Here is a 16,551-nt window from a genome sequence, read left to right on the forward strand (position 1 = left end):
CATCATCAACCTCTAGCTGCCAGAACACGGTTATAATGCTCTAAGTGGACTAATAGTATGGAAATATCAGCAGGTGTAACCCCTGAAATACGTGAAGCTTGCCCGATCGATAACGGACGGATTTTTTCTAACCTTTGCTTGGCTTCAGTAGCGATACCATAAATCTCATTATAACGAATATCATCCGGAATTTTTTTCTTTTCCATCTTACGTAATCGTTCGACTTGGATTAATTGCTTATCAATATATCCCGCATATTTAATTTGAATTTCAACCTGCTCTGTCACTTCGTCCGATAAGGCAATGGGAGACGGGGACATCATATGAATATGGCGATATGAGATTTCTGGACGCCTCAACAAAGCGATTAACTCAATAGCGTTGTTAACTTCAGCGCTTTCTATCGATATCAGAAGCTCCTGAATTTCTGATGGCTTCACCTTGGTTGTCTCCAGCCGCTGGATTTCTTCATTGATCAACCGGACTTTTTCTAGGAAACGCTCATACCGCGCTTCTTTAATTAATCCGATTTTATAGCCAATTGGCGTCAATCTTTGATCCGCATTATCATGCCTCAACAATAAACGATATTCCGCACGCGAAGTCAGCAATCGATAAGGCTCGGTTGTCCCTTTAGTAACCAAGTCATCAATCAATACGCCAATATACCCTTCTGAGCGATCTAATACAATAGCTTCTTCACCAAGCACTTTACGCGCAGCATTGATGCCCGCCATCACACCTTGCCCTGCTGCCTCTTCATAGCCGGATGTACCATTAATTTGGCCGGCTGTAAATAAGCTATCAATTACCTTTGTTTCTAATGAAGGCTTAAGCTGCGTTGGAACTACCGCATCATATTCTATCGCATAACCAGTGCGCATCATCTCTACCTTTTCAAGTCCAGGTATCGAACGCAGGATATCCAACTGCACATCTTCGGGCATACTAGTAGAAAGGCCTTGAACGTAATATTCCGAAGTATTCCGCCCTTCAGGCTCCAAGAAAATCTGGTGCTTTGGTTTATCGTTAAAACGCACAATTTTATCTTCAATCGACGGGCAATAACGAGGACCTGTACCTTCAATAGCGCCTGAGAACATCGGGGCACGGTGTAAGTTATCCGTAATGATTTTATGCGTCTCTTCTGTTGTGTACGTTAGCCAGCAAGGAAGCTGGTTCGGTACTTCCTCTGTAGTTTCGAATGAGAAAAACTTAGGCTTCTCATCCCCAGGCTGGATTACCGTTTGGGAGAAGTCGATCGAATCCTTATGCACGCGCGGTGGCGTACCTGTTTTAAACCGTACGAGCTCAAGCCCATGCTCTCTGAGAGAGTGCGATAGCTTAACAGCCGGCTGTTGATTGTTAGGTCCACTTTCGTACATCAATTCGCCCATAATAATTTTGCCGCGCAAATAAGTCCCAGTCGTGACAACAACGGCTTTAGCAAAATAGCGTGCACCTGTTTTCGTAATGATACCTTTACAGATACCATCTTCAACGATCAGCTCCTCTACCAGCCCTTGGCGAAGGGAGAGCTTGGGTTCGTTTTCCATCGTTTGCTTCATCGTATGCTGATAAAGAAATTTATCCGCTTGCGCACGTAACGCATGAACCGCAGGTCCTTTGGCCGTATTCAGCATCCGCATTTGGATATAAGTACGGTCAATATTGCGTCCCATTTCTCCGCCAAGCGCATCAATTTCACGAACAACATGCCCTTTGGCAGGGCCGCCAATCGACGGATTACATGGCATAAAAGCGACCATATCCAAATTGATCGTAATCATCAAGGTTTCACAGCCCATTCGAGCCGCAGCCAGCGCCGCCTCACAGCCAGCATGCCCAGCTCCAACCACAATCACATCATAACTTCCTGCATCGTAATTCATTGTTATTCCTCCTTAGAGTTATGCGTAGCATAACTTTCTTCGTAAGCATCTTCTGAGTTTTGCTTATGCAAAACTTTCTTCGTAAGCATTTATCCTTTAATCCTTTACTTGCCCAAACAAAATTGCGAAAAAATTTGGTCAATCAACGATTCTCCGACAGAATCACCAATAATTTCGCCCAGGTATTCCCACGCGTTGCGAATGTCAATTTGAAGCAGGTCGATAGGAACAGCAGCACCCGCAGCTTCGTAAGCTTCATCTATAGAGCTTCTCGCCTTTTTCAGTAAAGCGATATGGCGTGCATTGCTAACATAGGTCTGGTCATTCAATTCTACCTGCCCACTAAAAAATAGGCTAGCGATAGCTTTTTCCAAATCAGCAATGCCCTGCTGCTCTAAGAGCGACATCGAGACAATCCGATCCGCAGGAAAATGCCCCGCCAATACATCCAGTTCAATCCGTTGCAACAAGTCGAGCTTATTAACAATCACAATCGTCTGCTTATCCTTTAATTGCTCAATAAGTGTAAGCTCATCGGGCTCAAGCTTTTCTGCTCCGTTGAATACAAGCAGGATTAAATCAGCATCTGCTAAAGCATTTTTTGATTTTTCCACACCTAGCTTTTCCACAATATCCGAGGTTTCACGAATGCCCGCCGTATCTAGCAGCTTTAAGGGAATCCCATTGACCGTGACGAATTCCTCGATTACGTCCCGGGTCGTACCTGGTATTTCAGTAACAATAGCTCGATTTTCCTGGGCTAGTGTATTAAGAAGAGAGGACTTGCCTACATTGGGCTTACCAATAATCGCGGTGACAATACCCTCACGCAATATTTTTCCTTGTTGTGAGGAATTCAATAATTGTTCAATCTGGGCAATTGCTTTGAGGCAACGGGTCGTAATAAAAGCATTTGTCATCTCTTCGACATCATGCTCCGGGTAATCGATATTAACCTCGATATGAGCCATCAATTCGACTAGCTCATGGCGAAGCCGCTTAATATTATTCGATAAAGCGCCCTCTGCCTGCTTCATTGCCACACGGTGGGCACGGTCGGATTTCGCCCGGATCAAATCAATAACGGCTTCCGCTTGCGACAAATCAATCCGCCCGTTTAAATAAGCCCGCTTCGTGAACTCGCCCGGCTCCGCTAGCCGTACCTGCTGCTCCAGCAGTAGATCCAGCACCATTTTCACCGATATGAATCCGCCATGGCAGCTAATCTCCACCACATCCTCCGTTGTGAACGACTTCGGAGCCTTCATTACCGTAACCAACACCTCATCTATACGCTCCATCGTAAGCGGATGCTTAATGAAGCCATAATGTACCGTATGTGAGGGTACTATAGCTAGCTTAGTAGCTCCGAAAAAAATGCGATCTGCCTCGGCAATCGCCTTGTCTCCGCTTATTCGGATAACAGCAATTCCCCCCTCTCCCATTGGTGTGGAAATCGCAGCAATTGTATCTTGGTTCATAAGTGGCACCTCAACCTAATCATAGCTTTCTGTAATTTCTGTTGTTGCTAAAGCATGGCGACGTCTATAAATCTATTTAAAAAAAGCAATGAGTCATAACATGACATCATTGCGGCAGCGATAGTTTATCTTAATACTATTACGACTCTTCGATTAGGCTCCTCGCCTCTGCTGAAGGTGCGCACTTTAGGGTGTTCCTGCAGCTGGGCATGAATCACTTTACGCTCTTGTGGAGACATCGGTTCGAGTATGACTTCTTTTTTAGTGCGAATCACTCTTTCTGCTAGCCGGTCGGCTAATTCTTCAAGTGTCTTTTGGCGGCGTTCACGGAAATTTTCAGCATCCAATACAATTCGCATATGGGTGGTTGAATACCGGTTGGCTACAATATTCATTAAATATTGCAAGGCATCCAAGGTTTGCCCTCTTCTGCCTATCAGCATCCCCAGATCCGAGCCGTACAAATGAAGCTCCATATTTTCTTTGTCTATCTTTTTTTCAATCCTTACTTCAAGTCTCATCGTGCGAAAGACGTCCTGTAAAAAATAGATGGTTTCTTCAACAGCATCAGGAATAAGCTCCAGTTCAACTTTGGCATCCCTGGTTCCTATGAAGCCAAACAACCCTCTAGAGGGTTGCTCAAGTACATGGATTTTTACCCGATCCTCCGTGGTATTCCATTGGCGAAGACCATTTTTCACGGCCTCTTCAATCGATTTACCCGTAACCAACAATTTTTTCATTTTGTCAGGCCACCCTTATTGTTTTGAGGTACTTTAGGCTTTTTATAAATAAAGTAAGATTGTACAATCGTGAACGTATTACTGAACACCCAATACAGCGGCAGTGCAGCAGCAAAATTCATGGCCATAACAAAGATCAGCACCGGGAAAATAAACATTAAGTTTTGCATTTGTGGAGTCATTTGGGATGACATCATTTTTTGCTGGAAAAAGGTAGTGATAGCAGCTAGTAAAGGAAGAATATAATAAGGATCCTTCGTTCCCAATTGTAGCCATAAGAAGGTATCCCCAGCAATGTGGCCGTTGCGCATAATAGCGTTATATAAAGCAATCAAAATTGGCATTTGGACAATTAATGGAAAACAACCGGCTAATGGATTGACACCATTGCTTTGAAAAAGCTTCATCGTTTCTTCTTGTTGCTTTTTAGCATCGTCCTTGTACTTCTCTTTTAGCTTCTTCAGCTCGGGCTGCAAATCCTGCATCCGTTTGGAGCTTTTATATTGCTTTAATGTAAGCGGTAATATGATCAAGCGAATAATGATAGTAACAACCAAGATGGACAATCCATACTGTCCCCAAAGCGCACCCGCGAACCAATCCAAAACATCAGCCAATGGACCTACAAAATACTTGTCCCAAAAGCCGTTGGCGGGGTCAATTGGAGAAGTTGCCGGAGCACACCCAGCAAGCAGCAAAAAGATGAGTGAAAACGGCAAATATTTAGTTAATCGACGGGTCAAAATGAGATCCTCCTAAATGTTCTTTTCCAATAATAAACTATAGCATATTTGACCCCAAAAAAGAAATCAAGCTTTCTACTTTCTTATAAGCAGGGAGCCCCTGAATAACACATGGAGGACACATTTTTCCATTTCTTTATATTTCATGCCTACAACAGGCTTACGGGCAATAATAATCAGATCATAACCGCCTACTAGCTTAGGTGCATTTAATCGAACAATTTCTTTAAGCATCCGGCGAATCCGGTTGCGGACAACGGCATTACCCAGCTTTTTGCTGACGGAAATACCCAGGCGGAAAGACGGCTGGCGGATCCGGGCATACGAATAAAGAACAAACTGGTGATTGGCCACAGATTTACCACCGCGGTACACCTTGTCAAAATATTCTCTTTTGGTTAATCGATGTTCTCTGTCCAAGGTCAGCTCTCCATTTAAGTTCCTAATTCCGCATCATTTTCAAACCGCTTTTACACAAACCCCAATATGTCCAAACAACAAAAAAGACCACCTAATGTGGCCTCTTGTATTAAGCACTCAATACTTTTCTTCCTTTTAAACGGCGAGCAGCTAGTACTTTACGACCATTCTTAGTACTCATTCTCTTGCGAAAACCATGTACCTTCTTGCGCTTTCTAACATTCGGTTTAAACGTAGGACCCATCTATCCTGCACCTCCTTGAGGAAAAAGCATTCCCAAAAATACCTCTTAACATTAAACCACAGAAAGACCTAAGAAGTCAAACTATAATTGCAACTGCATTTAGGAAGTAAGCTAGGTGGCGATCCGAGCGTTTCCGTCGAATCTTGGAGCCTGTGTATAACAAAATCGAAATTTTTCACATGCTGTCGAATTAATAACAACGTATTAACAATATATAGTGCTGTTGATAAAACTTACACACAAGCTATAGACATTGTGGATAAAAGCAAACAATTCATTGATAATGCACACATATTTTGATATTATGATTATGCTCTCCCTGTGGATAGGTAGTATTCACAGGAATATTATCAACAGTCTGTGGATATCTTTGTGCACAATTCAATCCCCTTATTAATAAGTTAATAGTTGATACCTGCATAATGTGGATAAGATTCGACAGTATCCGCTATTTTTCTAAATTTAAATACTGCTGTACCGGCTAATGCCACAACGCTTAATTTCCAAAAGGAGTGAATACATTGTGGAAAGCCATCCTAACGAGCAATGGCAGCAAGTCCTTTCAATTATTCAAACAAGGCTTAGTAAACCTAGCTTTGAGACGTGGTTTACATCCACCAAAGCTGTAACCTTCAACGATTCCAAAATTGTCATTTGTGCTCCCAACAATTTTGCCCGAGAATGGCTCGAGAACCGATACACCAAGCTCATCAGGGACACAATCGTTGACTATAATGGTAAATCGATTGATGTGAAATTTATTATTGAATCCGAGGAAGACAAGACTGCTGACCTTCCCTCCCCAACGCATTATAATGCGAAGTCCACCCTGGCTGTTCCTGAAGAAACATTCAGTCACATGATGAATCCCAAATACACATTTGATACCTTTGTTATAGGCTCTGGCAACCGATTTGCCCATGCTGCTTCATTGGCGGTTGCGGAAGCTCCTGCAAAAGCCTATAATCCATTGTTCTTATATGGGGGTGTAGGACTTGGAAAAACACATTTGATGCATGCCATCGGGCATTTTGTATTGGAGCATAATCCGCGTGCTAAGGTGCTTTATATTTCTTCGGAGAAGTTTACGAATGAATTCATCAATGCGATCCGCGACAATCGAGGCGAGAGCTTCCGTAACAAATACCGCAATATTGATGTGCTGCTGATTGATGACATTCAATTTTTAGCGGGTAAGGAAGGGACACAAGAGGAGTTTTTTCATACCTTTAACGCTCTTCACGAGGAAAGAAAGCAAATTATTATTTCCAGTGACCGCCCCCCTAAAGAGATCCCAACCTTGGAAGAACGGCTACGATCTCGCTTCGAATGGGGACTGATTACGGATATTCAGCCTCCCGACCTGGAAACGCGGGTAGCCATTTTACGCAAAAAAGCGAAAGCTGACAATTTGGAAGTTCCCATTGAAGCCATGGTTTATATAGCCAGCCAAATTGATACCAATATTCGAGAACTTGAAGGTGCCTTAATCCGGGTTGTGGCTTATTCTTCGTTAATTAACCAAGACATTACCTCCCACCTGGCAGCTGAAGCCTTGAAAGATATTATTCCGAGCAGCCGGCCACGGGTAATTACCATACAAGATATCCAGCAAAAGGTTGGAGAATTTTATGGAATGAAGCTTGAGGATTTTAAAGCGCGTAAACGTACGAAGATGGTCGCTTATCCGCGGCAAATCGCGATGTATTTATCGCGTGAATTAACCGACTTTTCACTTCCCAAGATCGGTGAGGCTTTTGGCGGACGCGACCATACGACCGTGATCCATGCCCATGAGAAAATTTCCGTCGCTCTGAAAACGGATCAGGAGCTTTATAAAATTGTCCACAGCTTGATCGAGAAAGTGAAACAAGTTACCGCCTAATCCAAATGAGCATGAAATTAACTAAATATCAGGTCTGTATAACTTGGAGCCTATGCACAAACTATTCACATGTGGATAGGCTTTTGTATTGCCGCTTTCATCCACATATCCACATATCCCGGTCGCCTACTACTATTACTAATAAAAAAAGAGTAATATGAGGATAACTGACCTTGTCTAAACATTTTTGAATTCTAGGAGTGAAAGCATGAAATTAACAATCTTAAAAGACTACCTGAACGACTCGATCCAACATGTGTCCAAGGCGATTTCTAGTAAAACACCCATCCCGATTTTGAGTGGTATTAAAATAGATGTCGATAGCAACGGCATGACATTAACAGCCAGCGATACCGATATTTCCATCCAAAGCTTTATTCCTATAGAGCTCAATGATTTAAACATTATTGAATTAGAGCGAACGGGAAGTATTGTTTTATCCGCCAAGTTTTTCGTTGAGATCATTCGCAAGCTTCCAGCAGCTATTGTTGAAATTGAGGTTAAAGACAATTTTCAAACGGTTATCCGCTGTGGATCTTCAGAAATCCAATTGGTCGGTCTTGATCCAGAAGAATACCCTACGCTGCCAAGCATTGAAGAATATAGAAGATTCCAATTACCCAGTGATTTATTAAGAACGATGATCAAGCAAACGACCTTTGCTGTCTCAACCAATGAATCCACACCCATTTTAACCGGAGTTTTATGGACAGTTGAGAACGGTAAGCTCAAATTTACCGCCTGTGACCGACATCGCTTAGGAACACGTGAAACCAATATTGAAGTCGCTTCCGACTTTCAGTTAAATAATATTTCCATATCCGGGAAAACTTTAAACGAGTTAGCTAAAATTTTGCCTGACCAGAACACATTGATTGATATCGTATTTGCAGAAAATCAAGTTTTATTTAAGCTGAGCTCTATTCTTTTTTATACAAGGATTCTGGACGGCACCTATCCGGATACTTCCAAGCTCATTCCACAATCGTACCAAACCGAGCTCGTGATCAACGGCCACCAGCTTGCTGATGCGATCGACCGTGCTTACTTGCTTTCCAGGGAAGAGAAAACGAACATCGTGAAATTGATTATGAACGAGGATCGAACAATTGAAATTTCCTCCAGCTCCTCAGAGCTTGGAAAGGTCACAGAGCAATTAGAAACGACTAGCTTAACTGGAGAGCTGCTCCGCATTTCTTTTAATTCCAAATATATGCTGGACGCGCTTAAAGTGATGGACAGTGAGCTTATTCATATTGGGTTCACAGGTGCCATGCAGCCGATTATTATCCGCCCTGAGGAAACCTCCTCCCTGCTGCAATTAATTTTGCCTTACCGGACGACGAACTAATAAAGGAGCCCGTTTGCCATGAATCCCATTTCTATCCATACGGATTATATTACCCTAGGCCAATTTTTGAAATTGGCTGATTGCATCTCTACTGGAGGGCAAGCCAAATTTTTTTTACAGGAAACGGTTATCCATGTGAATGGAGAGCCTGAGAACCGCCGCGGCAAAAAGCTTGTCCATTTGGATGAGGTACGTGTGGAAGGCTGTGGGGAGTTTCAAGTCATTCGCAGTTGAGAACCTGGTCAAAGGGCTTTGTTTAAACAGAGTCAAGGGATGTGGGAGGAACCGTTTTGCAATTGAAAAAACTTTCTTTACGGAATTACCGCAATTATGACGAGGTGCATGTTGAAACGGACCATATGGTTAACATTATTATCGGTCCCAATGCACAAGGTAAAACCAACCTGTTGGAGGCTATTTTTGTTCTTGCACTTACGAAATCCCATCGTACCCATCAGGATAAGGAGCTTATCCAATGGGATGCACGCCATACCATGCTGCATGGAGAAGTCGAAAAAAAATATGGCCTGTGCAAGCTCGATCTTACGATCTCCCAACAAGGGAAAAAAGCAAAGATTAATGGCTTGGAGCAAAAAAAGCTAAGCCAGTTTATAGGCTCGATCAATGTTGTTATGTTCGCACCAGAAGATTTGGAAATTGTCAAAGGTACCCCATCGATCCGCAGGCGTTTTCTAGATATGGAAATTGGCCAGGTTTATCCCACTTATTTATACGATTTATCCCAATACCAGAAAATATTGCTGCAAAGGAACAATTATTTGAAGCAGCTTTTTACAACCCGAGATACGAAAGCGGCGCTGCTGGATGTGTGGAATGCCCAATTAGTGCAGTATGGTATTAAAATTATTAAAAAGCGTCAAAGCTTTATACAGAAGCTGCAGCGGTGGGCAGAAAAAATCCATTCTGGAATAACGGCAGGCCAAGAAGAAATTAAGATCGCCTATGCTTGCTCGTTCGACCAGCAAATCGTTGAAGATGAAACTGTTTTATTTGACCAATTTATGATAAAGTTATCACAGGTGAAAGAACAGGAGCTTCGGCGCGGTGTAACTTTAGTGGGTCCACATCGGGATGATTTGTTGTTTACGATCAACGGCAAGGATGTGCAGACGTTTGGTTCACAAGGCCAACAGAGAACGACTGCTCTTTCTTTAAAGCTGGCAGAAATCGAATTAATTCGTGAAGAAGTAGGCGAATATCCGATTCTGTTGCTGGATGATGTATTGTCCGAGCTGGATCAATATCGGCAAACCCAATTGATTGAAACATTTCAGAACAAAGTACAGACCTTTATTACAACAACCGGAATTGAAAGTATAGATCGTTCCAAGCTAGACAATGCTTCTGTTATTCATGTGCGGAACGGGAGCCTAAATAACTAAAGGAACAGCCAATTATTTGGTTAATTATGGGTTCCTACACTTTTAAAATAGTCTCACGTTGTGAGGAGATGGTCACCCATGTTCATTCATTTAGGCGGAGAAAAAATCATTCGTTCATCTGAGCTTGTAGCTATATTCGATTTATCGATTGAGAAATCCTCAAAAATATCGAAGCAATATTTGAGCTATGCCAATAAAGAGAAGAAGGTTGAAGTCATCGGGGAAGAAGAAAGCAAGTCGCTTGTCGTTACGAAATCGAAGGTGTACTATTCCCCTATCTCGTCTATGACCCTCAAAAAGAGAGCCAACCAATTGTTAACAAACTAGATTTTATTTTGGAAAAGTGGGTGTCAGCATGTCTGTTAATCACAATTCTTATGACGAAAGCCAAATACAGGTGCTTGAAGGTCTCGAAGCTGTTCGTAAACGACCGGGGATGTATATCGGATCAACGAGCTCAAGGGGTCTGCATCACCTTGTTTGGGAAGTCGTCGATAATAGTATCGATGAGGCTTTAGCCGGCTATTGTTCGAGAATCGATGTGATTATCCATCTCGATAACAGTGTTACCGTCATAGATAATGGGCGGGGAATTCCTTTGGGTGAGCATCCCCAGATGAAACGTCCAACCCTAGAGGTTGTACTTACCGTGCTTCATGCCGGAGGTAAATTCGGTGGTGAAGGCTATAAAGTATCAGGCGGTCTTCATGGCGTAGGTGTCTCTGTTGTTAATGCGTTATCCAAGAAATTAGTAGTCCAGATTAAGCGGGATGGTAAAATTCATGAGCAGGAGTACCAACGTGGTGTCCCTCAACACGACCTCAAGGTCGTAGGAGAATCCATGGATACAGGTACCCAAATTACATTTTGGCCGGATGATGAAATATTTACAGAAATCACCGAATATGACTACGATACGTTGCAATCACGAATTCGTGAGCTTGCGTATTTAAATAAAGGGTTAGAAATTACTTTAAAAGACGAGCGTACAGAAGTTATAAACAATTTCATGTATGAGGGCGGAATTGTTTCCTTCGTTGAATACTTGAACCGTAATAGGGAGCCTGTGCATCCGCCGATTTACACTGAGGGCTCTAAGGATAATATCCAAGTCGAGGTTGCTATCCAATACAATGAGGGCTACACCGAGAATATTTATTCATTTGCTAATAATATCAGTACCCATGAAGGCGGTACGCATGAATCCGGATTTAAGAGTGCCTTAACTCGAATTATGAATGAATATGCCCGTAAGCATAATGTGATAAGGGAGAATGATTCTAATTTATCTGGAGATGATGTTCGAGAAGGCTTGATCGCTATTATTTCGGTCAAAATTCCAGAGCCTCAGTTTGAAGGACAAACGAAGACGAAGCTTGGTAACAGCGAGGTTCGCGGTATAGTTGAATCGTTGTTTTCAGAAAAATTAAGTGAATTTATGGATGAGAATCCGGTAACTGCTAAAAAGATTGTGGAAAAAGGTGTGCAAGCTGCTCGTGCAAGAGAAGCAGCACGCAAAGCGCGTGAATTAACACGTCGCAAAAGTGCTTTAGAAGTGAGCTCCTTACCGGGTAAATTGGCTGACTGTTCCTCCAAGGATGCTTCTATCTGCGAAGTTTATATTGTCGAAGGTGATTCTGCGGGCGGTTCTGCCAAGCAAGGACGAGATAGGCATTTTCAAGCGATCTTGCCTTTACGTGGTAAAATATTGAATGTCGAAAAATCGAGACTAGATAAAATTTTATCTAATGCTGAGATTAGAAATATTATTACTGCTTCCGGCGTAGGCATTGGGGACGACTTTGACATAGCTAAGGCCCGGTACCATAAAATTATTATTATGACCGATGCGGATGTAGATGGGGCTCATATTCGTACGTTACTGTTAACTTTCTTTTACCGCTACATGCGCAAGCTCATAGAGGTTGGTTATATCTATATTGCCCAACCGCCGTTGTACAAGATCGAACGTAATAAAACGGTCAAATATGCTTATAATGACAAACAAAAAGATGCGATCACGAAGGAATTCGGAGAAGGCGTCAAGTTGAGCATACAGCGTTATAAAGGTCTTGGTGAGATGGATCCTACCCAGCTTTGGGAGACAACGATGGATCCAGAAATTCGTACATTGCTGCAGGTGAGTATCCAAGATGCGATTGAAGCCGATGCGATTTTTGACACCTTGATGGGTGACAATGTAGAGCCGCGCAGAGCCTTTATCCAAGAACATGCGAAATATGTGAAAAATCTAGATGTATAATTAAGGCTTACGAAGATAGTTTTGCTATGCAAAACTCAGTAGCGCTTACGAAGTAAACTTTCCCTACGGGAAAGTTCTTAGGAGGACAAAATGTCGGAAGAACAAAACTCACAAGTTAAAGAAATAGATATTGGCGTAGAGATGCGCGGATCCTTCATGGATTACGCGATGAGTATCATCGTTAGCCGAGCTTTACCCGATGTTAGGGATGGATTAAAGCCCGTGCATCGTCGTATTTTGTTTGCCATGTCGGAGCTAGGCATGTCTCCAGATAAGCCACATAAGAAATCTGCAAGAATCGTCGGTGAAGTAATAGGTAAATATCACCCGCATGGTGATGTTGCCGTATACGAAACGATGGTGCGAATGGCTCAAGATTTTTCGTTACGTTATATGCTCGTTGATGGACATGGCAACTTTGGGTCCGTCGATGGTGATTCAGCTGCGGCTATGCGTTATACAGAGGCTAGGTTATCTAAGATTGCAATGGAGCTTTTGCGTGATCTTAACAAAGAAACCATTGACTTTATACCGAACTACGACGGTGAAGAGAATGAGCCGGCAGTGCTTCCTTCCCGATTCCCCAATCTGCTAGTGAACGGGGTTTCTGGTATTGCTGTAGGGATGGCAACGAGCATTCCACCACATAACCTGACGGAAGTCATTAATGGTGTGCAGCAGCTTATAGAAAATCCAGATGTAACTCCGATGGATTTAATGCGTTCGATTAAGGGACCTGACTTTCCGACAGCAGGCTTTATTTTGGGACGAGAAGGAATCAAGCAAGCCTACAATACAGGCCGTGGCTCCGTTACGATGAGAGCAAGGGCAACGATAGATGAAGTTAATAATAAGGCACGTATTCTCGTTCATGAGCTGCCTTACCAAGTAAATAAAGCCCGTTTAATCGAAAAAATCGCGGAATTAGTGCGTGAGAAAAAAATAGAAGGCATCACTGACCTGCGGGATGAGTCTGACCGCAATGGAATGCGTATTGTTATTGAACTCCGCCGTGATGTCAACCCGAACGTAGTATTAAACAATTTGTTTAAGCAAACCGCGATGCAGTCCAATTTCGGTATTATTATGCTGGCTTTGGTAAATGGAGAGCCTAAGGTATTGAACTTGAAAGAGTTGTTATTTCACTACTTAGAGCACCAAAAGGTGGTCATTCGCCGTCGTACCGAATATGAACTTCGTAAAGCAGAGGCAAGAGCTCACATTTTGGAAGGTTTGCGTATCGCGTTAGACCATCTGGATGAAGTGATCGCATTAATTCGGGGTTCACAAACCGCTGAACAAGCCCGTGAAGGATTAATCGAGAAATATGCATTAAGCCTTGACCAGGCACAAGCGATTCTGGACATGCGTCTACAACGCTTAACCGGGTTGGAGCGCGATAAGATCGAGCAGGAATACACCGAGCTGATGAAAAAAATTGCCGAGTATAAAGCTATTTTAGGAGACGAGCAGTTGGTATTGGCGATTATTAGTACGGAGCTTAACGAAATCAAAGAAAAATTTGGTGATGAGCGACGCTCTGAAATAACGATTGGCGATGAAAGCATTGAGGATGAGGATTTGATTCCTCAAGAAGAAGTCATTATTACGATTACCCATACTGGCTATATTAAAAGGCTGCCTGTTACCACCTATCGAAGCCAGAAGCGTGGCGGCAGAGGCGTTATTGGGATGGATACGAAGGATAAAGACTTTGTTGAACATCTATTCGTTACTAATACTCATCACTTCTTGCTGTTCTTTACCAACAAGGGTAAAGTATATCGCTTAAAAGCGTACGAGATTCCAGATTTAAGCCGGACAGCACGTGGGACTCCGATTATTAATCTGATCCAGATCGAGCAAGGTGAGACGATTAATGCGGTTATTCCTGTTGAAGGCTTTGAGTCCGAGCAGGAGTTATTCTTCGCTACCAAAAACGGTCTCGTCAAAAAGACGGCTTTGAACGAGTATGGGAATATTCGTAAAGGTGGACTTATCGCGATTACGTTACGCGAGGACGACGATCTGATTGGTGTTAGGCTAACAGAAGGCAACCAGACAATTATTATGGGTACCGCACAAGGGGTCTCTATCCATTTCCCTGAACAGGATGTCCGGTCTATGGGACGCTCAGCTACAGGGGTTAAAGGAATTAATATTGGCTCCAACGATTCTGTTATTGCGATGGATGTTGTTAATCCTGAAGACAGTGTACTGATAGTCACATCCAAAGGCTTTGGCAAAAGAACGCCAATTGGGGAATACCGACTTCAGTCACGTGGTGGTAAAGGCATTAAGACGCTGAATGTCACATCGAAAAACGGTCCGGTCGTAAGCCTCAAAATTGTTAAGGATGATGAGGATCTGATGATTATTACGGCGCTAGGTACGATCATTCGTACCAGTATGTCTGGTATATCCATGATGGGCCGTTATACACAAGGCGTGCGTTTGATTCATATTCGTGATGAAGACGAAGTAGCTACTGTAGCCAGAGTCGAAAAGAATGAAGATATTACCGATGAAGAGCTAGACGGGGAAGAAGCTATTGCACCTGTTGAGGATGAAGAATAAATTTTTATGGGCAACACTTAAGAATGGGGTGACATCCCCATTCTTTTTCGTTTAAAATAGGGATGAGAAGATAGAAAGTTAGGTGAAGGAATTCGTGGCGATAATATCTGTTTCCCAATTGAAAACCGGCGAAAAAATGAGCGATAATGTTCTGACCAAGATAGGGAATACATTATTCACTAAAGGGAAAATAGTAACCGAAAAAGATATCGAGATTTTAAAAGCTTTTTTAATTCCTTCAATTTCTATTGAATCCAAAACTGAACCTGAAGAGGGTAACAACCTTGTGGCGGAGGAAGTAAACAACAGCATTCCTCCATTTTACGAGCAATATGATAAATTATTAGTTCTTCTTAAAAGGGTATTTACATCCGTAGGAGGGCAAAATTTCCCCATCCTAGAGGTGCGAACTCAATTAGAAGCCGTATTGCAACATATTGACCAGTATCAGGTTTTGACCTTTAGCCCCAAATCCTTCCAATTGAACGATTACCTGTTCCACAATAGCATCATGGTAAGCTTAACTTCTTATTGCCTGGCAAGGTGGCATGGGCTCGCATCAAAGGATCTTATGCCTGTCGCGATCAGTGGCTTGCTTCATGATATAGGAAACGCCAAAATCGATTCTGGCATTTTATTTAAATCTAATAAGCTTACTACAACGGAATTGGAAGAAATGAAGCAGCATACATCGATTGGTTACAATTTAATGAAAAATGTTGCGGCTATTAATGAAGGTGTAAAATTGACTGCAATTCAGCACCATGAGCGTGAAGATGGTTCTGGCTACCCGCTTGGAATTAAAGGGGATAAAATTCACCTTTATTCAAAAATTGTCATGATCAGCGATATATTCCATGCGATGACATCAGACCGGTTCCATAAGAAGGCGGCTTCCCCTTACTTGGTGCTTGACCAATTGTTCACAGAATCATTCGGGAAATTGGATCCTGCCCTTGTCCAAACTTTTATCCAAAAGGTTACTCAATTCCATAATGGAGTGCTGGTGAAGCTTAGTGATCAACGAATTGGTGAGATCGTATTCTCAGACCGTGCGAACCCAACAAGACCTTGGGTCAATGTGAATGGGCAAATTATTAATCTAACAACGGAAAGAAGCCTTTATATCCAGGATGTAATCCAGAAATAAACTTTGTATCATTTACTTGACTCCTTAACCTGTAATGTGATAGATTAATCTTCGCTGCTTTTTTAGCAACGAAGATTTTTTTGTAGGAGTACACAACAAAAGGTATTCCGAAATGTTTATTAGAAAAAAGCTTGCAATGTATCATTGAACTATGATATATTAAAGAAGTCGCCGCTAAACAGAAACTTCATATGACAAATTGATTAATAATATGAAAGAAGTAAGTTTAAAAGCAATGTTTTGTCCTTTGAAAACTGAATCAACGAGTGAGTAAAATAGAGAATGCAAGTTCTCGCCAGATGTAAAGAATGAGGCAACTCAAGTTCTACCTTAATGGAGAGTTTGATCCTGGCTCAGGACGAACGCTGGCGGCGTGCCTAATACATGCAAGTCGAGCGG

General features: G+C 42.4%; 14 protein-coding genes and 1 rRNA gene. 9 read left to right on the top strand and 6 right to left on the bottom strand.

Annotated features, from left to right (window positions below):
• Positions 1–5: 5 nt before the first annotated feature.
• The 6 genes from mnmG to rpmH form a co-directional block, all read right to left on the bottom strand.
• Positions 6–1,892 (bottom strand): tRNA uridine-5-carboxymethylaminomethyl(34) synthesis enzyme MnmG, encoded by a 1,887-nt coding sequence (gene mnmG, locus G9U52_RS20760; protein WP_166152536.1) that lies wholly within the window; start codon positions 1,890–1,892, stop codon positions 6–8.
• A 104-nt stretch (positions 1,893–1,996) separates the two neighbouring features.
• Positions 1,997–3,373 (bottom strand): tRNA uridine-5-carboxymethylaminomethyl(34) synthesis GTPase MnmE, encoded by a 1,377-nt coding sequence (gene mnmE / locus G9U52_RS20765; protein ID WP_166152537.1) that lies wholly within the window; start codon positions 3,371–3,373, stop codon positions 1,997–1,999.
• 125 nt (positions 3,374–3,498) lie between these two features.
• A complete protein-coding gene (gene jag / locus G9U52_RS20770) occupies positions 3,499–4,116 on the bottom strand; it encodes an RNA-binding cell elongation regulator Jag/EloR (protein WP_166152538.1) in 618 nt (205 codons plus the stop codon).
• Positions 4,113–4,859, bottom strand: coding sequence for a membrane protein insertase YidC (yidC, locus tag G9U52_RS20775; RefSeq protein WP_166152539.1), 747 nt, complete (start codon positions 4,857–4,859; stop codon positions 4,113–4,115). Before yidC ends, jag begins: the two co-directional genes overlap by 4 nt.
• Positions 4,860–4,934: 75 nt before the next feature.
• A complete protein-coding gene (gene rnpA, locus G9U52_RS20780) occupies positions 4,935–5,279 on the bottom strand; it encodes a ribonuclease P protein component (RefSeq protein WP_166152540.1) in 345 nt (114 codons plus the stop codon).
• A gap of 109 nt (positions 5,280–5,388) precedes the next feature.
• Positions 5,389–5,523: a 50S ribosomal protein L34 gene (rpmH, locus tag G9U52_RS20785; protein ID WP_089201825.1), complete on the bottom strand. Its 135-nt coding sequence runs from the start codon at positions 5,521–5,523 to the stop codon at positions 5,389–5,391.
• Between the two features lie 523 nt (positions 5,524–6,046).
• Here rpmH and dnaA point away from each other — a divergent pair.
• The 9 genes from dnaA to G9U52_RS20830 all read left to right on the top strand — a co-directional run.
• A complete protein-coding gene (gene dnaA, locus G9U52_RS20790; protein ID WP_166152541.1) occupies positions 6,047–7,408 on the top strand; it encodes a chromosomal replication initiator protein DnaA in 1,362 nt (453 codons plus the stop codon).
• 208 nt (positions 7,409–7,616) lie between these two features.
• On the top strand, positions 7,617–8,759 hold the full coding sequence (gene dnaN, locus G9U52_RS20795) for a DNA polymerase III subunit beta (RefSeq protein WP_166152542.1): 1,143 nt from the start codon (positions 7,617–7,619) through the stop codon (positions 8,757–8,759).
• 18 nt (positions 8,760–8,777) lie between these two features.
• A complete protein-coding gene (gene yaaA, locus G9U52_RS20800) occupies positions 8,778–8,993 on the top strand; it encodes a S4 domain-containing protein YaaA (protein ID WP_166152543.1) in 216 nt (71 codons plus the stop codon).
• A 56-nt stretch (positions 8,994–9,049) separates the two neighbouring features.
• The gene (gene recF / locus G9U52_RS20805) at positions 9,050–10,162 is read left to right on the top strand and encodes a DNA replication/repair protein RecF (RefSeq protein WP_166152544.1); all 1,113 of its coding nucleotides are present in this window, start codon (positions 9,050–9,052) and stop codon (positions 10,160–10,162) included.
• A 78-nt stretch (positions 10,163–10,240) separates the two neighbouring features.
• On the top strand, positions 10,241–10,489 hold the full coding sequence (gene remB / locus G9U52_RS20810; RefSeq protein ID WP_166152545.1) for an extracellular matrix regulator RemB: 249 nt from the start codon (positions 10,241–10,243) through the stop codon (positions 10,487–10,489).
• A 28-nt stretch (positions 10,490–10,517) separates the two neighbouring features.
• Positions 10,518–12,425, top strand: a complete 1,908-nt coding sequence (gyrB, locus tag G9U52_RS20815; RefSeq protein ID WP_166152546.1) for a DNA topoisomerase (ATP-hydrolyzing) subunit B — start codon at positions 10,518–10,520, stop codon at positions 12,423–12,425.
• Between the two features lie 90 nt (positions 12,426–12,515).
• The gene (gyrA, locus tag G9U52_RS20820; RefSeq protein ID WP_166152547.1) at positions 12,516–15,002 is read left to right on the top strand and encodes a DNA gyrase subunit A; all 2,487 of its coding nucleotides are present in this window, start codon (positions 12,516–12,518) and stop codon (positions 15,000–15,002) included.
• A gap of 94 nt (positions 15,003–15,096) precedes the next feature.
• A complete protein-coding gene (locus G9U52_RS20825) occupies positions 15,097–16,152 on the top strand; it encodes an HD-GYP domain-containing protein (RefSeq protein ID WP_166152548.1) in 1,056 nt (351 codons plus the stop codon).
• A gap of 330 nt (positions 16,153–16,482) precedes the next feature.
• Positions 16,483–16,551 (top strand): 16S ribosomal RNA (locus tag G9U52_RS20830); the annotation flags it as partial.

It is taken from the genome of Paenibacillus agricola, assembly GCF_011440305.1.
In the GTDB taxonomy this organism is placed as follows: domain Bacteria; phylum Bacillota; class Bacilli; order Paenibacillales; family NBRC-103111; genus Paenibacillus_S; species Paenibacillus_S agricola.